The 22,367-nt window shown below is 59.1% G+C and carries 19 protein-coding genes, 1 pseudogene and 1 riboswitch; of the genes and pseudogenes, 15 read left to right on the forward strand and 5 right to left on the reverse strand.

All coding sequences use genetic code 11. The features are described from left to right. The first annotated feature begins 219 nt into the window (after nucleotides 1-219). Genes EAV92_RS00265 through EAV92_RS00275 form a run of 3 tightly spaced genes read left to right on the forward strand, consistent with a single transcriptional unit; the run spans nucleotide 220 to nucleotide 2,127 of the window. Nucleotides 220-792: a permease gene (locus EAV92_RS00265; RefSeq protein WP_123039242.1), complete on the forward strand. Its 573-nt coding sequence runs from the start codon at nucleotides 220-222 to the stop codon at nucleotides 790-792. A 26-nt stretch (nucleotides 793-818) separates the two neighbouring features. Beyond that, nucleotides 819-1,532 (forward strand): MBL fold metallo-hydrolase, encoded by a 714-nt coding sequence (locus EAV92_RS00270; RefSeq protein WP_123039243.1) that lies wholly within the window; start codon nucleotides 819-821, stop codon nucleotides 1,530-1,532. Nucleotides 1,533-1,551: 19 nt separating this feature from the next. Beyond that, the gene (locus tag EAV92_RS00275) at nucleotides 1,552-2,127 is read left to right on the forward strand and encodes a TetR/AcrR family transcriptional regulator (RefSeq protein ID WP_123039244.1); all 576 of its coding nucleotides are present in this window, start codon (nucleotides 1,552-1,554) and stop codon (nucleotides 2,125-2,127) included. Nucleotides 2,128-2,130: 3 nt separating this feature from the next. Here the strand turns inward: EAV92_RS00275 and EAV92_RS00280 are convergent, their stop codons facing one another. After that, complete coding sequence (locus EAV92_RS00280; RefSeq protein WP_241158390.1) at nucleotides 2,131-4,398, reverse strand: ATP-binding protein; 2,268 nt, start codon at nucleotides 4,396-4,398, stop codon at nucleotides 2,131-2,133. Nucleotides 4,399-4,571: 173 nt separating this feature from the next. On the opposite strand from EAV92_RS00280, the pseudogene infC reads away from it, so the two are divergent. From infC to EAV92_RS00295, 3 genes and pseudogenes are all read left to right on the forward strand, one after another. After that, nucleotides 4,572-5,036 (forward strand): annotated as a pseudogene (gene infC / locus EAV92_RS00285) (translation initiation factor IF-3); the annotation flags it as partial. Between the two features lie 89 nt (nucleotides 5,037-5,125). Next, nucleotides 5,126-6,019, forward strand: a complete 894-nt coding sequence (locus EAV92_RS00290; RefSeq protein WP_123039246.1) for a Crp/Fnr family transcriptional regulator — start codon at nucleotides 5,126-5,128, stop codon at nucleotides 6,017-6,019. Between the two features lie 157 nt (nucleotides 6,020-6,176). Continuing rightward, entirely contained in the window at nucleotides 6,177-7,091 is a 915-nt protein-coding gene (locus EAV92_RS00295) for a DMT family transporter (RefSeq protein WP_164472568.1), read from the forward strand. Here EAV92_RS00295 and EAV92_RS24680 read toward each other — a convergent pair. Together EAV92_RS24680 and EAV92_RS00305 are read right to left on the reverse strand one after the other, a co-directional pair. Then, nucleotides 6,996-7,484 (reverse strand): LysR family transcriptional regulator substrate-binding protein, encoded by a 489-nt coding sequence (locus EAV92_RS24680; RefSeq protein ID WP_241158597.1) that lies wholly within the window; start codon nucleotides 7,482-7,484, stop codon nucleotides 6,996-6,998. The two genes, EAV92_RS00295 and EAV92_RS24680, sit on opposite strands and share 96 nt — an antisense overlap. Then, a complete protein-coding gene (locus tag EAV92_RS00305; RefSeq protein WP_123039248.1) occupies nucleotides 7,430-7,900 on the reverse strand; it encodes a LysR family transcriptional regulator in 471 nt (156 codons plus the stop codon). Before EAV92_RS00305 ends, EAV92_RS24680 begins: the two co-directional genes overlap by 55 nt. Nucleotides 7,901-7,982: 82 nt before the next feature. On the opposite strand from EAV92_RS00305, the gene EAV92_RS00310 reads away from it, so the two are divergent. The 4 genes from EAV92_RS00310 (at nucleotide 7,983) to EAV92_RS00325 (ending at nucleotide 13,500) form a co-directional block, all read left to right on the forward strand. Continuing rightward, nucleotides 7,983-8,495 (forward strand): hypothetical protein, encoded by a 513-nt coding sequence (locus tag EAV92_RS00310; RefSeq protein WP_123043480.1) that lies wholly within the window; start codon nucleotides 7,983-7,985, stop codon nucleotides 8,493-8,495. Nucleotides 8,496-8,568: 73 nt separating this feature from the next. Continuing rightward, nucleotides 8,569-8,651: riboswitch (cyclic di-GMP riboswitch) on the forward strand. A 113-nt stretch (nucleotides 8,652-8,764) separates the two neighbouring features. Further along, a complete protein-coding gene (locus EAV92_RS00315; protein WP_123039249.1) occupies nucleotides 8,765-10,327 on the forward strand; it encodes a HAMP domain-containing methyl-accepting chemotaxis protein in 1,563 nt (520 codons plus the stop codon). Nucleotides 10,328-10,451: 124 nt separating this feature from the next. Next, nucleotides 10,452-10,958, forward strand: a complete 507-nt coding sequence (locus EAV92_RS00320; RefSeq protein WP_123039250.1) for a hypothetical protein — start codon at nucleotides 10,452-10,454, stop codon at nucleotides 10,956-10,958. A 163-nt stretch (nucleotides 10,959-11,121) separates the two neighbouring features. Continuing rightward, a complete protein-coding gene (locus tag EAV92_RS00325; protein ID WP_123039251.1) occupies nucleotides 11,122-13,500 on the forward strand; it encodes an Ig-like domain-containing protein in 2,379 nt (792 codons plus the stop codon). Nucleotides 13,501-13,580: 80 nt separating this feature from the next. Here EAV92_RS00325 and odhB read toward each other — a convergent pair whose 3' ends face one another. Then, nucleotides 13,581-14,864, reverse strand: a complete 1,284-nt coding sequence (odhB, locus tag EAV92_RS00330; protein ID WP_123039252.1) for a 2-oxoglutarate dehydrogenase complex dihydrolipoyllysine-residue succinyltransferase — start codon at nucleotides 14,862-14,864, stop codon at nucleotides 13,581-13,583. Next, entirely contained in the window at nucleotides 14,857-17,757 is a 2,901-nt protein-coding gene (locus EAV92_RS00335) for a 2-oxoglutarate dehydrogenase E1 component (protein ID WP_123039253.1), read from the reverse strand. The genes odhB and EAV92_RS00335 overlap by 8 nt, the downstream gene beginning before the upstream one ends. A 160-nt stretch (nucleotides 17,758-17,917) precedes the next feature. On the opposite strand from EAV92_RS00335, the gene EAV92_RS00340 reads away from it, so the two are divergent. From EAV92_RS00340 to lplT, 5 genes are all read left to right on the forward strand, one after another. Further along, nucleotides 17,918-18,142, forward strand: a complete 225-nt coding sequence (locus EAV92_RS00340; RefSeq protein ID WP_241158391.1) for a hypothetical protein — start codon at nucleotides 17,918-17,920, stop codon at nucleotides 18,140-18,142. 162 nt (nucleotides 18,143-18,304) lie between these two features. Next, on the forward strand, nucleotides 18,305-19,402 hold the full coding sequence (locus EAV92_RS00345) for an ABC transporter substrate-binding protein (RefSeq protein WP_123039254.1): 1,098 nt from the start codon (nucleotides 18,305-18,307) through the stop codon (nucleotides 19,400-19,402). Between the two features lie 4 nt (nucleotides 19,403-19,406). After that, nucleotides 19,407-20,186, forward strand: coding sequence for an ABC transporter ATP-binding protein (locus tag EAV92_RS00350; protein WP_123039255.1), 780 nt, complete (start codon nucleotides 19,407-19,409; stop codon nucleotides 20,184-20,186). Beyond that, a complete protein-coding gene (locus EAV92_RS00355; RefSeq protein WP_123039256.1) occupies nucleotides 20,167-20,991 on the forward strand; it encodes an ABC transporter permease in 825 nt (274 codons plus the stop codon). The genes EAV92_RS00350 and EAV92_RS00355 overlap by 20 nt, the downstream gene beginning before the upstream one ends. A 159-nt stretch (nucleotides 20,992-21,150) precedes the next feature. Next, nucleotides 21,151-22,362, forward strand: a complete 1,212-nt coding sequence (gene lplT, locus EAV92_RS00360) for a lysophospholipid transporter LplT (protein WP_123039257.1) — start codon at nucleotides 21,151-21,153, stop codon at nucleotides 22,360-22,362. The last annotated feature ends 5 nt before the right edge of the window (nucleotides 22,363-22,367 follow it).

Here is a 22,367-nt window from a genome sequence, read left to right on the forward strand (position 1 = left end):
ATAGATGCACTTTTGCATCCATTTTGAGATTGAGGCAAAGCCGCTCAAAGAATATGTACTTTCCGTGTTGACAAAAACTAATTACATTAGTTATTATAAAACTAACGATATTAGTTATGAAGGAGATTCAACATGTCATTCATTTTGTTTCTCGTTTTATTCATAGGTTTGTGCGGTTGGCTGGACGCTTCGGTTACGTCTTCGAAGGAGGGGGTTTGAATGTTCGCGGGACATTTCGGAGTCGCCGCCGCCGTGCGCGCGAAAAGCCCCAACGTCCCTCTCTGGGCGCTGATGGCGGCTACGCAGCTGCTCGACATTTTGTTCGTGCCTCTGATGCTGACGGATGTCGAAACGATCGATTCGAGCGGCGGAACCCACTACGGCGAGGCCGTCATCCATGCGGACTACACGCATTCGCTGGTCGGCATGCTGCTGATCTCGGTCCTTGCGGGATGGGCGGCCGCCAAGGCATGGGGAAGGCGCGGGGGCGTGACCGTCGGGGCGGTCGTCGCCAGCCATTGGGTGCTCGACTTGGTCGTTCACCGGACGGATATGCCGATTTTGCCGGGCAATGCCGGCGATTTGCCGCTGCTCGGTTTCGGTTTGTGGAAATATCCCGGATGGAGCGCGGCGGCAGAGATAGCGCTGGTTGCGGTCGGATGCCTCATGTACGCGATGTCGCTCAGAAGAAGAAGCGCACATTCGATGCGCAAAGGCCGGGCGTGGACGGCAGGTCTGGCGATGGGCCTTCTGCTGTGCCTCTCGTTCGTCACCGACTTTCTTGGTATATAATCATAAAACAGAGGAGAGAACCCGAGATGAAAATGACTCGAATGGGTACGGTCTATCAACTGGCGTTTCTGCCGAGGGTGTTTCCGGTCAATTGCTACTTCGTGGAGGAAGACGACGGTCTCACGCTGATTGACGCAGCTCTTCCCAACAGCGCCGTCGCGATCTTGGAGGCGGCGCGCAAAATCGGCAAACCGATCGTGCGGATCCTATTGACCCACGGACACGGAGATCACGTAGGGGCGTTGGATGCGCTGAAAGGCGCCCTTCCGAACGTGCCCGTTCAAATCTCGCGCCGGGACGCCCGGCTGCTGGCCGGAGACCGGGGGCTCGAGCCCGGGGAGCCCGAGATGCCGATCCGCGGCGGGGTGCCGAAAAACATCCGTACCCGCCCGGACGTCTTGCTGGAGGACGGCGACCGCGTCGGTTCTCTGCTCGCGGTGGCCGCGCCGGGCCATACGCCCGGCTCCATGGCTTTTTACGATACGAGGAACGGAGCGCTCATCGCCGGTGACGCCCTCCAGACGCGCGGCGGCGTGGCCGTTTCCGGTCAATTCAAGCCGTGGTTTCCGTTTCCCGCTTTCGCGACGTGGAACAAGCAAGCGTCTCTGGAGAGCGTTAGGAGATTAAGGGCGCTCAACCCCAGCCTGCTCGCAGTCGGTCATGGGACCATGATCGAGAAGCCGGCGGCGGCTTTGGACCAAGCCATCGAAGAAGCGGCACGCAGCTTAGCCAAATCATAAGATCGGGAGGAATCGGGGCATGGCCAGAATCGGATTGGAACGCCAAAGCGTTCTCGCGGCGGCGGCCGAAATCGCCGACGCCCAGGGAGTGGAGGCGCTTAGCCTCGCCGTATTGGCGCAGAAGCTGGGCATCCGTTCGCCTTCGCTTTACAACCATGTGAACGGGCTGCCGGGGTTGCGGCAGCAATTGGTTTTGTACGGGTTTACGTTACTGAAAGAAGCGTTGCAGCGCGCGGCGATCGGCAAAGCCAAAGACGACGCCGTGCGAGCGCTCGCCGAAGCCTATCTGGGTTTCGTGCGCAGCCATCCGGGCGTTTACGAAGCGACCTGCCGCTACCCGGACATGACCGATCCGGAGGTGCAGCGGGCGGCAGGCGAGGTCGTCGAGGTCGTGGTACAGGTGCTGCAAGCGTATGGCCTGAAGGATGACGCGGCGATCCACACCGTGCGCGGATTCCGCAGCCTCGTGCACGGCTTCGCCTCCATCGAGCAGCAAGGAGGTTTCGGCATCCCCCTTGACCTTAACGTAAGCTTTCGACTGCTTGTGGACACTTTTCTGGCCGGCATTCATGCGTTGCAGCAAGCGAAAAAATAGAGATCAAGCCACAGGCAGCTTGATCTCCACGCGTGTTCCTTCTCCAAGACGGCTGAAGATCGCCATCGTACCTTTGTGGTTGGCGATGATCCGCTGCGAGACCATCAAACCGAGACCGTTGCCGTCCTGCTTGCTGGTAAAGAAAGGTTCTCCCAGACGAGGCATGTCCGCGTCAGGGATGCCGCAGCCTTGATCCGCGATGGAGAGGACGACTTTCTTATCCTTGGGTTCATAGGCCAGATCGATCATGACCGTTCCGCCGTCCGGCATCGATTCGACGGCGTTTTTCAAGAGATTGATGAATACCTGCTTGAGCTGATTCGGCTCGCATTTCAGGTCCGGAACGCCGTCGGAAGATCGGAGATCAATCCGGACCTGGCTCATGCCGGCCAAAGGATCCAGCAGCGTGATCATGTCGTTCAGCAGTCCCCGCAGGTCCACGGATTGGAACTGTTTGGCCTGCGGCTTCGCCAGCACGAGAAATTCGCTGACGATGAAGTTGATGCGGTCCAGCTCGGAGAGCATGACATCCAGATGCGAATCCGTCAGCTTCCCCGTCTGCTGCTGCAGCTGTACGAAGCCCCGGACCGTCGTCAGCGGATTGCGGATTTCATGCGCGACGCCGGCCGCCAGCTGTCCGATCACGGACAATTTTTCGGACCGGCGGATCACTTCCTCCGTATGTTTCCTCGCGGTAATGTTGCGGGCGATTTCCGCAATGCCGACAATTTCCCCGTGCTCGTCGCGGATCGACGAGACCGTGATGCTCATGTCGATCGGCTCTCCCGTTTTGGTGATGCCCACCGTCTCGTGGTCGGCAACCGATTCACCCCGCATGATGCGCCGGTGAATGTCTTCGTAATCCTTCACGTATTCCTCCGAGACATGCGACAGCGGCTGACCCAGCAGCTCTTCCTCGCTCCAGCCGAACATTTTCTCGAAAGCCCGGTTGACCCGGGTGACCCGCCCTTCCAAGTCGGTCACGTGGATGGCGTCGGACGTCTGGCCCACGAAAGACTCGAGGTATTCCTTCGTTCCCCGCAGTTCTTCCGCCGTATCTTTCAGCCGGTCCGTGTAAACCTGCAGACTGTCCGCCATCATATTTACGCGGGAAGAGAGGAGTCCCAGTTCGTCCCGGCGGCGGATGGGGATTTTAATACCGAAACGGCCTTGGGCGATTTCGTCGACGTTGCGCAAAATCTGCCGCAAAGGACGGATGATCAGTCCGGCGATCAAGTAGCTCGCCATCCAAGCCGCGCTGATGAGGCCGAGGGAAATAAGCGCCTGTGTAAGCAGCTGGCGGTTCAGCACGCGCTCGATCGCCCCGTAATCGAATGTGACTCCGATGACGTACGGCGATCCTCGTCCAAGCGAGATGAAGCTTTTCATGATGTCCTTGCCGTTAATCTCGCCGAAAGTCGAAACGACGTCCCCCGATACGGCGGACGTCCGTACCGCGTCTACGTCTTGCTCCCCGTCTTGATAGGTGTACTCGCCGAATACGACTTCGCGCACGTCCAGATTTTGGACCAGTTTGCCGTCCTTCTCTTTCAGGATCGGAGGTTTGCCGAAAAAATCCGAGTCGAATCCCGCGACGCCGAGGATGTTGGGATTGTCCGCAAGGAGGCGGCGGATCAATTGGTTCGTTCCGTTGTCGTTTTCGAACGCGATCAGCCTTTTGGCGTCGATGTACGGGTTGATCATGTAATCCGTCGTGCCGTCGTAATAATAGCCCCATTTGTCGATCCGGTTGGCGTCGGAGGTGGAGTACTGGAACGGGCCGGACCAATAATCCTTCAGCTTCTGTCCTTGCTTGACGGTGACGGGCTGACGGGCAAACAACTGCTGGAACGCCGTGTACCAGTAGTCCCACGTATTGGACTGGAGGTTGATTTCCTTCGGTTCGGAAGAGCGTTTGGCAATGATGTTATCGGAGGTCCGCACCCAGAGCGTGATATGGTCGACGCCCAGTTTGCGGCTTAACGCGGCCAATTGTTCGTTGGTTACGTTCTCGATATGCGGATCGAGCTCGCTCTTGGCGGCGATGGCCACGTTGCGCAGCGTCTCGCCGATCATGTCCTCGATGAAATTCCTCGATTTTTCGGTCGCTTCCAGCGTCGTTCCGATCTGCTTCGAGATCGTGACCATCTGCTGTTCGGCGTTGGCTCTGAGCTCCGATTCGGAAGTGAAATAGTAGATGGATATATTCATCGTGAGGATCACGGTCACGATCAGCGAAATCAGCAGGGCAAGCTTCGCTTTGATGGACAAAGGGTTCGGCCTCCACGTCATAGGTGTGTCATGTATTATTTGACACGGTTCTACAAAATTCCTCCGTAGTCGCACCAAGCATGGGAAAATTCGGCATTCCGGACGACGTCGGCCGCCCGGTTCGGTTATAATGCGAAGCAAGATGAACAATTCAACGAAACGAAGGGGTACCCATGATCCTCAATGAGAAAATCAAAGCCTCCGAGGTTTGGCTCACCGGCATCGACGGCGAAGACCTCGGCATCGTCCCCACGCGGGAGGCGCTGGAGCAAGCCCGCAAGCTGAAAGCCGATCTCGTCTGCACGTCGCTCATGAGCAGCCCGCCGCCGGCGAAGCTTGTCCCCGCCGGCAAGGCGAAAGAAGAAGAGCAGCAGGCACGCAAGCGCGAGCAGCCTTCCAAGCTGAAAGAAATCCGCCTGACCCCGCGGATCGAAGACCACGACCTCGAGACCAAAAGACAGCAAGCGGAGCGGATCCTGAAGTCCGGCGATTCCGTGCTGTTCGTGGTGAAAATCCAAGGCAAAGAAGGACCCCTCGCGAAAGAGGTTCTCCAGTCGCTCCTTTCCGCGCTCTCGCATGCCGGCCGGCCGGCGACGGGCATCCAGCTCAGCGGCAAGCAGGCCGCGGTGCAATTGAATCGGCGTAATCTCCGCAAGGGTCGAAAATGCAGGAATTTCCGGGATTTTCGGCGAATAAGTAGATATTCCCGTCCAAGGTGGCGTCGACCATGCCTATCATTCCTATCGAACTCGCCCGCGTCGGCATGAAACTTGATAAAGATATCTACTCCGGCACCGGCATGAAGCTCGCCGTCAGGGGCATGGTATTGACGCAAAACCAGATTCACGTGCTCGTCAAATACAACGTGCGGATTCTGGAAGTGGAAGCCGCGGAAGTCCCGGCCGAACCCGCCGCTCCGGCTCCGGCGTTCACCGGCAAGCAGAAGGAAACCTTGAACCACGTGCTCAAGGGCATCCCGATGTTCGAAAGCTTCAGCGAGGAGCAGATGGACTTGCTGATGGCGAACTTCACCATCGTCAAGTACGACGGCCGGCAAGTGCTGTTTCGCGAAGGCGATCCGGGAGATTCCTTCTTCGTCGTGCTCAAGGGCGCGATCAAAATTTACATCAACCATCCGGAAGGCCAGGAGAAGACGCTGTCCGTGTGCCGTCCCGGCGACAGCTTCGGGGAGCTTTCCCTGCTGGACGGCAAGCCCCGTTCGGCTTCGGCCCAGACGCTCAAAAAAACCGAGCTGCTGGTCATCTCGCAAGAAAACTTCATGACGCTGCTAGGCAACCATTTCGAGATTACCCATACGATCATGCGCGAAATTATCGCTCGGATCCGCGACACCCACCAGCATATCCGGGATCTGACCGTCTTCGACGCGCGAACGCGCGTGATCACGAGTCTGATCAATATGGCCAACCGCCATGGCAGACGAACTCAAAACGCGATCGAAGTGGAGCTTCCGCTCGATTTGAACGAATTGGCCCAAATGGTCGGCGTGAAGCTGATCGAGCTGCAATACGTGCTGAACGACCTGGAAGAAAAGGAATTGATCCGGATGAACGCGGGGAACTTCGTGCTGAACTTGCAGAAGCTCAAAGCGAACCGTTGACTTCCGCAAATGGCGCAGGCGCTTGTCCCTTGCTCGGGACAGCGCCTGTTTGCGTTTCCGACGATAACCGGAGGTTATGACGATATTCGAAATCGGTATTACGCCGCCGCCTTTCCCGCTTGCTATACTCTCCCTATTCATCGGAGGAGGAATCGGCGTGATTATCGCGGGTTACGCATTCATTTGTCTCGTATTCGGGACGACTTTCCTGGCCATCAAAATCGGTTTGAATGCGGGCTTGCCCCCGCTGTTCATGGCCGCCGTCCGCTTCGGCCTGGCGGGATTGCTTCTGCTGCCTTATTTCTCGTACCGTAAAATCCGGTTTCCCAAAACGGCAAGGGAATATGCGGAAATCGCATGGCTAGGCGTGTTGATGACGGCCATACCGTTCGCGGCGCTTTTCTGGGCCGAGCAGTATTTGGCTTCCGGCATGGCGTCTCTGCTGGTGGCGACATCCCCGGCATTCATCGGCATTTTCGGCCGCCTGAAGCGGTCTCAGATCGCCGGCTTGGCCGTGTCGTTCGCTGGCATCGCCTTGGTCGTGTCTCCCGATCTCGCGGACGGCGAGCAGGCGTGGCGGAACTTTGCCGCGATGGCCGCGATCGTGTTGTCCGAGGGGGCGTTCGCTTACGGGGTCGTCCGGTCGAAAAAGATGCTCGCCGGCGACGTTTCTCCGCAAATGTTCAACGGGCTCCAAATGCTGTTCGCCAGCGCGCTGTTATTCGCGATCTCGCTCTTCACGGAAGGGATGCCGGCTGCAGGCGCGTTATCCGTCCCATCGGCGGCAAGCGTCCTGTATTTAAGCGTCGTCGCTTCGATCGCGGCTTCGGGCGTTTATTACTGGCTTGTCAAGATGACGAACCCGATGTTTCCGACGACCTGGACGATCGTTTCCCCGGTCGTCGCGACGATCGCGGGTGCCGTGCTTCTAGGCGAAACTTTCACGTGGATCGGAGCGGCGGGCACCGTGCTGACGCTAGCCGGCATTTTCCTGGTCAACCGCGATATTCTGGGCATGTTTCTCCGCGAAAAAAACGAGCAGGGAAGCATCGGAGTCGGCTCTTCCGACTAGACAGACGGTCCGGCCGAATCCGGCGTCGCTCAGCTTCACGGCTTTCACCCGCGGGTCGTTCAGTTGCTCGGCCACCATCTCAGGGACGACCGACACGCCGTGTCCGTTCGCGACGAAAGGCACGATCTGTTCGTTAAAACCGAGCTCCAGGCCGACCTTCGGTTCCAGTCCGTTTCGGATGCAGAAGCGCCGAAGGGAGGTTCGGATATCGCACGGATCGCGGTGAAGCACCATTCGGTCGTTCATCAGATCGGAGACCGCGATTGATTCGCGTCCCGTATCGGCGTGACCGGCCGGAAGCAGCGCCCAGTAAGGCTCGATGAACAGCGGCACTGTCCTTAAGGTTTCATCGGGCTCGCCGTCGGGCCAATCTTGGACGATGGCGGCATCCAGGTCCCCCGGAGCACCTTGTCTGCGAGCTCGCGGGAGGTATCGCCGACGGTGACGGCCGTCTCCCGGCCAAGCGCTTCCTGCAGCGCAGCCGCCAGCTCGGGCAAATAATGGCTCGCCAAGCTCGGCAAGGCCCCGATCCGCAGCGGTGAACGGCGAAGCAGCCCATCCAACCCTTGCAGCGTTTGTTCGTACAGCCCGACGATCGCTTGCGCTCGGTCGAACAGGTAGCGGCCGGCTTCCGTCAGCTCGACGCCGGATGTCCTGCGGAGCAGCAGCGTGCAGCCCAAGGCTTTCTCCATGGCCGCGATCTGCTTGGTCAGCGCCGGCTGCGAGACAAACAGGTTGCGGGCGGCTTTGGTGAGGCTGCCGGTTTCCGCCGTTTCGATGAAAGATTTCATTTGCTGGATCGTGATCATGGATTTGCATGCTCCCTGAAAGTAAGTACATCATTATATCATGATGGAAGAATATGCGAATGAGGAGTTGTACGATTTATCCATGTTCGATCCTACGGTATTCGAAAATTTGAAGGTCGCCCTGGAAAACCAACTGTACGATCTCGACAACCTGACGGGCGAAATCCGGGTCGTCGGCCGAACGGACAAGCTGGACATGGCCCTCATGTCCCGCGAGTTTTCGTTGCGGTTCGAATTGGCGGAGGAGGGGCAAGCCGCCGCCGAAATCCGGCTTTACGCCTCCCTGAAGGAATTGGCGTCGGAAATTCTGGAAATCCCGGGCGAAAAACCGGGCTGCGTGCTGAGCTTGATTTTCGAGCTGCCGGTGAGCGACGTTGACGGCCAATGCGCGAAAGCGGATCTGATCCTCCGAAGCCTGTGGCAGTCCGCGGAGCCGCCGGTGCAGACGCTGCGTTTCGTTTACGGGGAGCCGGACATATTCCTGAACACTGCCGAGCTTCGGTTCAACCGCAAAATCGACGAGGACCAAATGGAGGACCTTCCGGATCTGATCCGGCATGCGCTTCAATCCTTGCGGGAACTAAATGCGGTTTAGGGCTTTCGGTCGAATTCATATTTACAAAGTATCTCCGACCCTATTACTATAAATTTGACGGAGACGAAAACACGACTGATAAGGGCAAACCTGTCGAAAGTCAGGGACGCAAAGCCTCGGGTCTAAGGCGAAAGCGATGACGGCCGGGCTGCCAAAGGGTGTTTTTTGTTTTGCCCGCATGAACGGAAGGGGGAGCGGAGGCCAACGGAAATGGCCAGGCGCAAGGAACGGAATTGCACGCCAAGACAGCCCGCGGAGGAGCATACACCATGAAAATCAGAATGAAACTCATCCTTACCATGACCGTTCTTACCTGCATCATTTTATTTACCGGCCTCTATTCCTATTTCAATAACCTGAGCACCCATCACGCTTATGGAAGCCTGCTCGGCGTACAGGAACTGCGTTTCCAAGTCAAATCAATCCAGTTCAAACTGACCGGCATCTCCAATGACGAGCGGGGTTATCTGCTGCAGGGAACTCCAAGTTACATAGACGAAATGAAAAAGAAGAAAGCGGAAGTCCAGGATCTTCTGGCGCAGATCAAAGACGCGCAAGGGATGGACGACCAAACGCTGCAAACGATCTCGAAAATCGAAGCGAATTACGGCGTATTCTCCGCCGCGGGAGATAAAGTGCTCAAAGCGTATGACGGCGGGAAACGCGACGATGCGGTCAAAATCCATTTCGGAGAGGAGAGGGACGCCCGCAAGGAGCTGGATCCGATCATCACCGACATGCTGGCGAAGCTGGACGCTCAGACAAAGCAGCACGTCGCCGACCGGACGAAGCGGGACGCGATTCTCATTTTCTCGATCCTCGCTGTTTCCGTCGCGCTCAGCGTCGGTGCGGGAATCGCCGTTTTCCGTTCGATCACGCGGCCGCTCGGCGTGTTGGAAAAGCGGATCCGCGAAATCGCTCATGGAGATTTGTCTGGTGACCTGATCGAGGTGAACAACAGGGATGAGATCGGCCTCGTCATCGAATCGGCCAATAAAATGGCGATCGATCTACGGGGCGTCATCGGTCAGATCACGGCGTCCGCGCAAAACGTTTCCGCGGCTTCGCTGCAAATTTCCGCCACGACGGAAGAAATCGCGGGCGGGAGCACGGCGCAGGCGGCAGCTGCCCAGACGATGAACGAATTGTTCCGGGAGCTTTCGTCCGCCGTCCATTCCGTCGCCGAACACGCGGAACAGGCCGCGGAGCTCTCCGGTCGGACCGTTCAGGTCGCCATAGACGGCGGCAAGCTGTTGAGCGGGTCCATCCAGGAAATGAACGGCGTCAGCGCCCAAATGAGCAAGCTGCAGCAGGACTCGAACCAAATCGGCGAAATCATCGAGGTGATCGACGATATCGCCGAGCAGACGAATCTGCTGGCGCTGAACGCCGCGATTGAAGCGGCGCGCGCGGGAGACCAGGGCAAGGGCTTCGCCGTCGTTGCCGACGAAGTGCGCAAGCTCGCGGAACGAAGCGGTGAGGCGACCAAGCAGATCACCCGCATCATCCGAGGCATCCAGGAAAACACCAGGCAAAGCGTCGCGGCTGTGCAGGAGGGAGTGACCTCTTCCATTCGGACGAGCGAAGCCTTCGACAGGATCGTCGCGATGGTCGGCGAGTCCGCGGCCAAGGTGACGGAAATCGCCGCGGCCAGCGAGGAACAGGCGGCGCAGGCATCCGAGGTGCTGCGGTCCGTGGATAGCATCGCATCGACGAGCGAAGAATCCGCCGCGGCGGCCGAGGAAACGGCGGCGACGTCCCAATCGCTCGCCCGGCTGGCGGAAACTCTCAACAGCGCCGTCGCCAACTTCAAGCTCAAGAGAAGCGCGTAAGCGCGCGAAAATCCGACTTTGGTCCAGGTCCGCCCTTGGCTTCCGCTGGAAGCGCCGGGAATTTCCGCGCTCTATACTTGGAGCATGGAAAATGACGGATGAGTGAATCGAAGGAGGAAGCGAAATGAACAATCGCGCGCTTATGGGAGTCGTGCTGCTGGCGATCGGTGCGCTCATGCTGTTTTTCGGCCGCGGCGAAGCGATCGGAACGGGACACCTCATCGGATACATGTGGCCGAGCCTGTTCGTGATCCCGCTGGGACTGTTTTTCCACTGGATGTATTTTTCGATGACGGGAAGAAGGGGAACGGGTCTGCTCATTCCGGGCGGCATTCTCGCAACGGCGGGCGTCGTGTGCCAGATCGCGATGCTGACGGACGGATGGAGCTTCATGTGGCCGGGTTTCATTTTCTCGGTCGCGGTCGGCCTGTTCGAATTTTATTTCTTCGGCAGCCGGAACAAATGGCTGCTCATTCCGATCAACATCCTCACCGTGCTGTCCGCGTTGTTCTTCACGGTGTTCTCGGTCGGAACGCTGCTCAGCCGGTTCACCCATCAGCCGTTTATGGCGATGGTGCTGATCCTCGCCGGCGCCGTCCTGATCGTGGGATGGAAGAGGAAGACGGTTTAACTCGCAAGAAGAAGGCTTCCCCATAATGTGGTACGCGTGATGCGTCCGCCCGGGGAAGCCTTTTTGTTTCCTTCATTTTGGGGCCCGGCACGCCGATATAAGTAGGTAAAGTCTTCCTATTCCATCGAACCTGCCTCGAACCTTCACGAAGGAGCTGCTTGTCATGAAAATACCTGTCCTCAAACTGCTGCTGGGTTTCTCCTTGCTGTTCGGCATCGGCCTTCTCACGGAGGTTTTCGGAACGACGACCGCCTATGCGGCAACGGATACCGCGGCGGATAAAACGGAATTCCAAAACAAGCTGTACGCCGGATTGCTTCAAAGACCGGCCACTTATACCATTACCTATACCGGCGGACAGTTGCCCTCGGCGGATGTAGGCACGATTTTGGGCGCCATTTTCGATTCGGACAATTATCTTTATTACAGCTCGAAATCGTATAAATACTCTTGGACGAATACCGCGAACTCTTCCACTTACACGTTCTCCTTCACCTATTGGGAGAGCAAGACGCAAGCGGACGCGGTCGAAGCCAAAGTGAACGAGGTCCTGGGGACTATCATCACCGCCGGCATGAACGATTTTCAGAAGGAAAAAGCGATTCACGATTGGATCGAAACGAATCTCGCTTACGACACTTCGTTGGTGCAGCACTCCGCTTATGCCGGGCTTTTCGGCAACAAGAAGACGGTGTGCCAGGGGTATGCGCTGCTCGCTTACAAAATGCTCTCCAAAGCGGGAATCGAAAATAAAATCATCGAAGGCGTCGCGAACAAGCAGCTTCATACCTGGAACCTGGTCAAGCTGGACGGCAGCTGGTACCATCTCGACACGACGTGGGACGACCCGGTTCCCGACGTGGCGGGAAGAATCGTCTACGATTACTTCAATCTGACCGACACGGAAATCAAGGCCAACCACACCTGGACCAAAACATACCCGGCTGCCGTCACCGAGTTCGCGGATACGCTGGCCGCCAAGAAAACGTCCGACGCCGCTAACGCGACCTTTTACGGAGATCTTGAGACTTCGATCGGACTTCCCTACTTGAAGGACGAAAATACGGTGCAAAGCGTTACCGGCCTGACTTACCAAATCCAGAACGCGATCGATGCGCACAATCATTCCCTCAAGTTCCGATATACGCCGAAAAGCACCGCGCTTACGGACATCAAAACGGCGATTAAAGGATTCAACAACATTACGAGATACGGCTACGGGATGACCGATTTCGTTCGAACCCCGGACAACACGGACTTGCTCGTGACCCTGAATCTCGACTATTGGGACCCGGTGGCGGTAACGAGCGTGACGATGTCGACGTACGCTCCGAGCGTGAACGTTCGCGGAACCGTGAAACTGGCGGTCGTCGTCGGACCTTCGAACGCGACGAACAAGAAAGTGACCTGGACGTCATCCGACACCAACGTAGCCACGGTTAACGCGACCGGCGTCGTGACTGCCAAAACCGCCGGCAGCGTCACCATCACGGCGACGACGGTCGACGGTTCCTTCAAGGCGACAGCCGATATTACCGTGATCCAACCGGTTACCGGCGTCAAGCTGGATGTGAAAAGCAAGACGCTGAAAATCGGCGAGTCTGCGTTCGCGCTTACCGCGACGGTCGCTCCGGTCAACGCATCCGATCTTAGCGTGACATGGACGAGCAGCAATCCTTCCGTGGCAACCGTGGACGACAGCGGCAAAGTGACGGCCGTGGCGCCCGGCAAAACGGTCATTACGGCCAAATCCGCGAACGGGAAGAAAGCCGCTGCAACGATTATCGTTCCGGTGCCCGTCGAGAGCGTGGCGCTGGGCAAGACCGATTTGACGATCGATATCAACAAGACGGCTAAACTTGCCGCCGTAGTGACTCCGAAGAACGCAACGGACAAAACCGCGTCCTGGTCGAGCGACAATGAAGCCGTCGCGACGGTCAGCAAAGCCGGCGTCGTATCGGCCCTTGCCGTCGGGGAAGCGAACATTACGGTGACGACCACGGACGGCGCCAAGACGGCTTCCATCAAAATCAAAGTCATTCAGCCGGTCACCGGACTCACGATGGACAAAACGAAAACCTTGAAAGTCAGCGAAACGTTCAAGCTTGAAGTCACGATCGGCCCTGAGAATGCGACGGTGACGAGCCTTACGTATACGAGCAGCAAGAGTTCGGTCGTGACCGTGGACGCAGACGGATCGGTGACTGCGGTTGCACCCGGCAAAGCGGTCATAACCGTGAAGGCTCATAACGGGAAAACGGCGGTGATGACGATCACGGTACCGGTATCGGTGAACGGCGTGACAATGAATAAGACCGAACTGACGCTGAAAACAGGCAAGACGGCTCAGCTGGCCGCCGTCATTTCCCCGACGAACGCAACGGTGAAAACCGTCGTCTGGACAAGCAGCGACACGTCGATCGCGACGGTGAACGCGAAGGGCCTCGTGACGGCAGCAGGTTCAGGAACGGCCACGATAACGGCAACGACAACTGACGGTTCGTTTACGGCGACCTCGCAGGTCACAGTCTCGAATCCGTAACGAAAAAAGGCTTCCCCGTAACGAGGAACGCGTGACCGCGTCCGTTCGGGGAAGCCTTTTTTCATGCTCGTCGGAGGCTTTCAGCCTTCCAGCAGCAGCGTTTCCGGATCTTCGAGCATTTCCTTTACCTTGACGAGGAATTGCACCGCTTCGGCGCCGTCCACGATCCGGTGGTCATAGGACAGAGCGATGTACATCATCGGGCGGTTGGCCATGCGGTCCTGGTCGATCGCCACGGGTCGGATCTGGATTTTGTGCATGCCCAGAATGCCGACCTGGGGAGCGTTCAAAATCGGCGTAGACAGCAGGGAGCCGAACACGCCGCCGTTGGTGATCGTAAACGTGCCGCCCTGCAGGTCGGACAACTCTAGCGTGTTGCTCCGGGCTTTGGCCGCCAGCTGTCCGATCGTTCGTTCGATTTCGGCGAAGCCGAGGCGGTCCGCATCGCGGACGACGGGGACGACCAACCCTTCCTTGGCCGCGACGGCAATGCCGATGTCGTAGTACTGCTTGGTGATGATGTCCTCGCCGTCGATTTCCGCGTTCAGCAGCGGGAAAGCTTTCAGCGCCCCGACGACCGCCTTGGTGAAGAAAGACATGAAGCCGAGGTTCACCTCGTATTTGTCCTGGAACGACTGCTTTCTCCGTTTGCGGAGGTCGAGGATGGCCGTCATGTCGACCTCATTGAAGGTCGTCAGCATCGCCGCGGTGCGCTGCGCTTCGACCAGGCGCTTCGCGATCGTGGCCCGGCGCCGCGACATCCGTTTGCGCTGCTCCGGTTTACCCGGCGCGGCAGGGGCAGGCGCTGCCGCTGGAATCGCGGCCGCCGACGGCGCCGGAGCGGTCCCGGCCGAGCGGACGTCGGCGGGATACACGCGGCCGAGCGGGTCGCGGGGCTCGACGCGGTTCAGGTCGAGCCCTTTCTCGCGGGCCAGCTTCCGCGCGGCCGGCGAAGCCGGCGCCAAGGCGTCGCCAGGCGCCGCGGGAGCAGGCTCTGCGCCGCGGGCCGACGGAGCGCCCGGCGCAGGCTGCGCTGCTGGAGCGGATGATGGCGCGGGCGCGGCGGCAGCGGCCGGCTGGCTCGGGGCCTCCGCAGCCGCCGGCGGCGTCCCTGCCGCTGCGGCGCCTTGGGCTTCGCCGATGAGGCCGACGACTTCGCCGATCTGCACCGTGTCGCCTTCCTGGCGGACAATTTCCGACAGCACCCCGCTTTGCTCCGCGCTGATTTCCAGATTTACCTTGTCGGTTTCCAACTCCAGCAGCAGGTCGCCTTCCTTGATCGGGTCCCCGACGCGAACGGCCCATTTGGAGATCGTTCCCTCCGTGATCGATTCACCCATGGCCGGTACTTTGACTTCAAACATCCCCGTTCCCTCCCGTTGTTTGCGTTGCGCGCGGTTTCGGCGTGAGCGCCTGAGACACGATCCATTGCTGCTCTAAGCCGTGGACTTGCTGAAAACCGCTGGCCGGACTCGCGCGCTCCGGCCGTCCGATGTAACGGACCGTGACCGGCTTCGCCAATGCCTGCCGGATGCGGGGCTCCATGAAGAACCAGGCTCCCATGTTCTGGGGCTCTTCCTGCACCCAGCAGATTTCCTTCAAGTTCGGCAGCTTCTCCAGAATCGCCCGGATTTCCCGCTCCGGAAACGGATAAAGCTGCTCGATTCGCACGATGTGCAGCCATTCCCGCCCGTCATCGGGTTCCGCGGCGGTTTTCTGCAGGGTTTCCTCCAGGTCGATCGCCATCTTGCCCGTGCAGAGGACAAGGCGTTCCACCCGTTCGGGCGACTCGCCAAGACCGTGCTGTTCCAGCACCTTGCGGAAGGAGCCTGAGCTCAAGTCCGTTGCGGGTGACGCCACGCGTGGGTTGCGAATCAAGCTTTTGGGCGCCATCAACACGAGCGGTCTGGCCGCTTGCGTGCCGCAAATGGCCGCCTGCCGGCGCAGCAGGTGGAAGTATTGGGCCGCGCAGCTCAGATAAGCGACCGTCCAGTTGTGCTCGGCCGACAGCTGCAGGAACCGTTCCAGCCTGGCGCTGGAGTGCTCCGGCCCTTGTCCCTCGTATCCGTGCGGCAGCAGCAGCGTAATGCTGGAGCGCTGCGTCCATTTGGAGTAGCCCGCCGAAATGAATTGGTCGATCAGCGGCTGCGCCACGTTGGCGAAATCCCCGTATTGCGCTTCCCAGATGACCATCGTCTCCGGGGCGTACACGTTGTAGCCATACTCGAAGCCGAGCACGCCGGCCTCGGAGAGCGGGCTGTTGTGGATCGCGAACGATGCTTTCGCTTCCGGCAGCGCGTGAAGCGGGCAGAAGCTTTCTCCCGTCTCGTAATCATGCAGCACGAGGTTGCGGTGCGCGAACGTCGCGCGTTCCGCGTCTTGGCCGCTGAGCCGGATCGGCCGGCCGTCCGCCAGAATCGTCGCGAAAGCGAGCGTCTCGGCGTGACCCCAGTCCAGCTTCTCGCCTTCGTTCAGCGCGTCCGCCCGTCTTTCCAGAATCCGTTGCAGCTTCGGATAGACGTGGAAACCGTCGGGACGTTTCAGGAGCCCCTCGTTGATCCGGCGCAGAAGGCCGAGATCTACCGCGGTTTCCAGCGGATTCTCCGGGCCGATTTCGGCCGTGGGCTGGGCTTGATGGACCGGGTCGCGGAACTCTTGGCGTTTGACCTGCTCGTACGCCTCTCTCAGGCGGCCGACGGCTTCCTGCTTCAAACGCTCCACCTCGTCCGCGGTCAACACGCCTTCGCGCATCAGCTTGTCCGCATAAAGCGCGGCGACGGTCGGATGCGCCTTAACCTTCCGGTAGATCAGCGGCTGCGTCGTTTCCGGGTCGTCCGTTTCGTTATGCCCATAACGGCGGTACCCGACCAAGTCGATCAGGAAGTCCTTGTTGAAACGGTTCCGGTAACCCGCGGCCAGGCGGGCGGCGGCGATGCACGCTTCCGGGTCGTCCGCGTTGACGTGGACGATCGGGATTTCGAAACCTTTGGCCGGGTCGCTGGCATAGCGGGTGGAACGGGCGTCCTTGCTGCCCGTCGTGAAGCCGATGCGGTTGTTCACGATCACATGGATCGTGCCGCCGTTGGAATAGCCCGGCAGGTTGGTGAAGTTGAGCGACTCGGCCACGATGCCTTCGCCCGGGAACGCGGCGTCACCGTGCAAGACGATCGCCGCCGCCGTGTCCGTTTGCCTGCGCGGAGCGCCTGGGGCACTCCTGTCCTCTTGAGCAGCGCGCGTGAATCCCATAACGACGGGAGCGACGAACTCCAGATGGCTCGGATTGTTCGCCAGCGTCAGCCGGGTTTCCGCGGTTTCCCCGGTCGGGATGGAGCGGTTGGCGCCGAGATGGTATTTCACGTCGCCCGTCCAGCCGTAGTTAATGCCGATCGAGCCCTCCGACGGAATCAGGTTTTTGTTCGGGGAATGGTGGAACTCCGAGAAAATGTTGCCGTACGGCTTCCCGAGCACGTGGGCCAGCACGTTCAACCGGCCGCGGTGCGCCATTCCCATGAGGACGTGGCGGGCGCCGTCGTTAATCAGCTCGTGCACGATTTCCTCGGTCATCGCCACGAGCACGTCGACTCCTTCCACGGAGAACCGCTTTTGTCCCACGAAGGTCCGCTGGAGGAAATCCTCGAACTGTTCGGCGGCGATGATGCGGCTAAGCAAATTTTTCTTTTCTTCCGCGTTCAGGGAGGCCGCGGGGATCTCCGCTTCGGCCTGCCGGTTCAGCCATTCTCTTTCCTCGTTGGCGTGAACGTGATTGAACTCATAGGCGATCGTACCCGAATAAGCCGCTTTCAGCTTCCGGACCGCATCCCACCCGTTCTGCAGCGGATAGGGCGCGTCTCCCCACACCCATTGGGCGGGCAGCTCGGTCAGGTCGGCCTGCGTGATACCGTAAGTCTCGGGCTCCAGCATCCGGGCGTCGGTTTTCGGGCCGATGCCCAGCGGATCGATGTCGGCCGCCAGATGGCCGTACGCGCGGATGTTCCAGACCAGCTTGCCCGCCGCGACGGCTTTTTGAAGGACACGCGGGTCGGCTGCGGCGTCGGACGGCGTCGGTACTGCGCCGGCACCCGGATCTTCGCGGTTCTGAACGGCCGGTGGGGCTCCCCAATCCGCAAAGAGCTGGCGTTCTTGCGGACTGACGTTTTCCGGATTTTCCAGGTAGCGCTCGTATCTTTCTTCCACGTAGCCCAGATTGGGCCCGTAAAAGTCGCGCCATGTTCGCTCTTGGTCGCTTCTCGTTCGCATTCGGCATCCCTCTGCATTCTGTAGTTCGATTCGGTGCGGCGTGCGCTTCTTCATCAATCGATACCCGTTTTCGCGGGCGGGTAAAAGGGCTATCCGTATGTTTGCCAAACCTTGGAGGAAAGATAACGGTAAATTGAGCGGAAAAGAGGTGCGAAGCGGGATGTCTCCCCGGTACATTACGATGAAAAGCCCGAAAGCGCGCAGCGGCGGGGTAGAATGGGATTCGGACGTTAATGAGGACCGAGGCCGGGAAATGCTTCTGGACCGCTCCTTCGACGATTGGGCGGCCGAAAATATCCAGGAACGGACGGAGTGGCAGGAAGCCCTCACGCAAGTGCCCCAAAACAATGTTTTCGAAGCGGCGGAGCAGATGGACGCGGAATAAGAAGGATCGAGTGCAAGCGCATGCCGACGGGGCATGCGTTTTTTCGTTCTGCCGAACCGTCCGGGCAAAACTTCCCCGACTCACCTTTCTCCGCGGATGTCATAAGTTAAAAGCAGAGAATCCCGAGTTATACAAGCTGCCCACCAAGGAGGTAGAACAACGATGATCAAAGCGAGATCGATCGCCTTGCTGCTGATTTCCGTAATCGTGCTGGCTCTCGCGGCCTCATGCGGAAGCCGTTCGAATTCGCCCGGCGCTTCAACCGGCACGGACTCTCCGTCCGTCATGCCGTCCGGTTCCGCGAACGCTTCTCCATCCGCCGAATCGACTCCGAAGGAGCTCGTCACGGTCAAATTTTCGGAGGTCATCCGTTCCATTTTCTATGCGCCCCATTACATCGCGATTTCGAAAGGTTTTTACGAGGAAGAAGGCCTTAAGGTCGACATGAACACCGCGCAAGGCTCCGACAAAGGGGCCGCGGCTTTAATTGCCGGAAACGCCGATATCTCGATGGTCGGCCCGGAAACCGCGATCTACATCCATAACCAGAAGGGCGCCAAAACGCTGAAAATTTTTCACCAGCTGACGCTCAAGGACGGCTCCTTCCTGCTGTCCCGCAACAAGACGGATTCCTTCAAATGGAGCGATCTGTCCGGCAAAACGGTGATCGGCTGGAGGCCGGGGAGCGCGCCCCAGATGGTGCTGAACTCGCTGCTCGCCAAGGAAGGCGTGAAGGACGCCAAAGTGATCACCAATATCGCCAGCACGGCCATGGTCGGCGCCTTCACGAGCGGCCAAGGGGATTATATTCAGGTTTACGAACCGGTCGCTTCCTCGCTCGTGAAGGAAGGAAAGGCCTATTACGCCGCTTCACTTGGGGAAGACTTCGGCGCCTATCCGGAAACCTCGTTCGTCGCCACCTCGGACTACATCCGGAGCCATCCCGACATCATTCAAAGCTTCGTAAACGCGGTCGCCAAAGGCCGGCAGTGGCTCAATACCGCTTCTTCCGACGAAATCGCGGATGCGTTGATGCCTTTCTTCGAGGGGACGTCCAAGGAACTGATTCTGTCTTCCATTGAACGCTATAAGAGCCAGGACACCTGGCCGGCCGTACCGGAACTGACGCCGGAAGCGTTCGATACGCTGCAAAACGTGCTGATCGATAACGGCGTGCTGAAGCCGGAAGAGAAGCTGGCGAACCTGGAGGAAGTGGCGGACATGAGCTTCGTGCGCAAAATCGGCCAAGAAGGGAAGTAAGCCGATGGCACAGATCGAACTCGATGGCGTGGGGCTGAGCTATTTCACGCTGAGGCAGGAGACCGAGGCCCTGCGGAATGTCGGAATGTCCGTCGAAGCGGGAGAGTTCATCAGCCTCGTCGGCCCGAGCGGCTGCGGGAAGAGCACGCTGCTCTCCCTCATCTCGGGCATGCTCAAGCCGACGCGGGGGAAGGTGCTGATCGAGGGGGCGGAAGTGAACGGGACGTCGCCCAAAGTCGGCTACATGCTCCAGCATGACCATCTGTTCGAGTGGCGGGACGTGTTCAGCAATCTGCTGGTCGGCGCGGAGGTCCGCCGGATGGACCTCCGCAAAGCCCGCGGTCGGGCGCTCGAACTGATGGAACGCTATGGGCTGAGCGGTTTCGCGGACCATAATCCGATGCAGCTTTCCGGCGGCATGAGGCAAAGGGTGGCGCTCATCCGTACCCTCGTGACCGATCCGGATATCCTGCTGCTCGACGAGCCGTTCTCCGCATTGGACTACCAGACGCGTTTGACGCTGCAGGACGAAGTTTTCCGGATCATCAAGGAGCAGGGCAAGACGGCCATCCTCGTCACGCACGACATTTCCGAGGCGATCAGCATGGCGGACCGCGTGCTGGTCATGTCCCGGAGGCCGAGCACGATTTCCGCCGCGTATCCGATCCGTTTCGGCGAAGGGACGGCGCTGTCTCCGTGGCAGAAGCGGGAGGCGGACGGCTACCATGCGTGCTTCAACGCCATTTGGAAGGAGCTGGGGGGCCATGTTCAGGCGTCCGGGTAAGGAAGCGTCGCCCTATGAGCGGTACTTGCGCGGCCAAAAACGCAGGCTGCTGATGATTTGGCTCTCGCGGTTCGCTCTGCTGGCCGCGTTTCTGCTTCTGTGGGAGCTGGCGGCGAGGCGGCAATGGGTCGATCCGATGCTGACAAGCCAGCCTTCCCAATTGCTGCGTTCCTTCCGGGAGCTCGCCTTCGGCGGAGGAAGCCTGTTCATGCATTTCCGAATTACCGCATGGGAAACGGTAATCAGCATGGCGGTCTCCATGGTACTGGGACTCGTCATCGCCGTCCTGCTCTGGCTGTCCCCTTTCGCGTCCAAGGCGCTGGATCCGTACATGGTCGTGCTGAACGCGCTGCCCAAAGTCGCTTTGGGCCCGATTTTCTACATTTGGCTGGGCGACCGTTATTCGATTTACGGTATGGCGATCGCGATATCGCTCGTCGTGACGATTATCATGATCGAAAGCGGGTTCCGGGAGATCAGCCGGACGAAGCTGAAGCTGATGGAATCGCTGGGAGCGACCAAAATGCAGATGCTCCGCATGGTGCTGCTGCCGGCGAGCATCCCGAATGTCATCGCTACGCTGAAGGTGAATGCAGGGCTTACGCTCGTCGGCGTCATCATGGGCGAGTTCCTGTCTTCCAAAGCGGGCCTCGGCTACCTGATCATTTATGGAGGGCAAGTGTTCCAAATGCACATGGTCATGGTGAGCATCGCCATGCTGGCGTTACTGTCCATCGTTTTATACGGGATCGTGAATGGGATCGGTTATTATGCGGCGAAGTTTTACCACGTCGAGAGGTCGTGAGGTCGTCGTTCCGCGGGGGATACCCGGCGCTTCGGCGCTCCTCGTCGGGGGCAAGGGGACAAGCTATTTTTTTTATCCCGAGCTGCAAGGATTCGGGCGGTTCAAAAGAGAATAGGATAAGGTTGGATTGGGCTTGTCAGTTTGGGAGGAATCGCAGGAATGTCGGGTAAGAAGAAGCGGCTCTCGCCGATTAACGCAGTCGTATGGACCCAGTTTTTAAGCGCGTTCGCGGACAATTTGAACTTTTTTCTGATCGTCGGGATGGTGAACCGCAGCGGCGATGACAATCCGGACGGCACCGTCGCGTACATCCAAATCGCGTTTTTGCTCGCTTACGTGGTGCTCGCTCCGGTCGTCGGGGCGTTCGCCGACAAGAAATCGAAATCGCGCGTATTGCTCGTCGGCAACTTGCTGAAAGGAATCGGCATCGCATTGCTGCTGTTCGGGCTGCCGCCGGCCTTGTGTTACCTGTTCGTCGGCGTGGGTGCGGTCGTGTATTCGCCGGCCAAGTACGGGATCTTGAGCGAATTGACGAATAGCGAAAGCGAGCTGCTCAAGGCGAACGCCAAAATCGAGGGGACCACGATTCTCGCGATCCTGCTCGGCACGGTAGCCGGGGGGATCCTCGCGCAAAACTCCGATTTGCCGGCGATTTTGGCCTGCTTGGGCGTCTACTTGCTGTCGCTGCTGCTAACGTTCGCCGTTCCGGTGCAAGGAGGCGACGCGTCCATTCGTTACGGCGAGTCGGCCAAGCAGTTCCTCCGCGATACCGCGGCGTTGTTCCGTCTGCGCCGGGCACGGTTTTCGCTGATCGGCACGTCGTCTTTCTGGCTGACCGCGTCGGTGCTGCGCATCGCGCTCGTCGCTTGGCTGCCGGTGAATCTCGGAATCACGGACACGGAGGACCAGTCCCTGATCATCGGCGTGACGGCGATCGGCGTCGTCATCAGCGCCGTACTGACGCCTCTTCTGGTACCGGCCGGCAAGTTGTACCGAAGCTTCTATTACGGCTTGTTCATGGTGCTGTGCGTCATGGTGGCGAGCCTGATCCCGAGCCTCTGGTTCACGATCGCGCTGCTGTTCGTCATCGGCATCCTGGGCGGCATTTTCCTCATCCCGCTCAACACGATGCTGCAGGAGGAGGGCAAAGACACCATCGGTTCCGGCAAAACGATCGCCGTCCAGAACTTCATCGAGCAGGCGCTCACCGTCCTCGGCTTGTCGATCTATCTCGCGATGAGCGAGGCGGACGTGTCGATCAACCTGTCGGTGATCGGCATCGGCCTCGTGCTGCTGCTGTTCATCCTCTACCTCGCCACCCAGATCGGCCGCGTGAAAGCGGCAGTGCAGGGGGAGACGAGCCGCCGCTAGCCAAA

This window comes from Cohnella candidum (assembly GCF_003713065.1).
GTDB classification, from domain to species: domain Bacteria; phylum Bacillota; class Bacilli; order Paenibacillales; family Paenibacillaceae; genus Cohnella; species Cohnella candidum.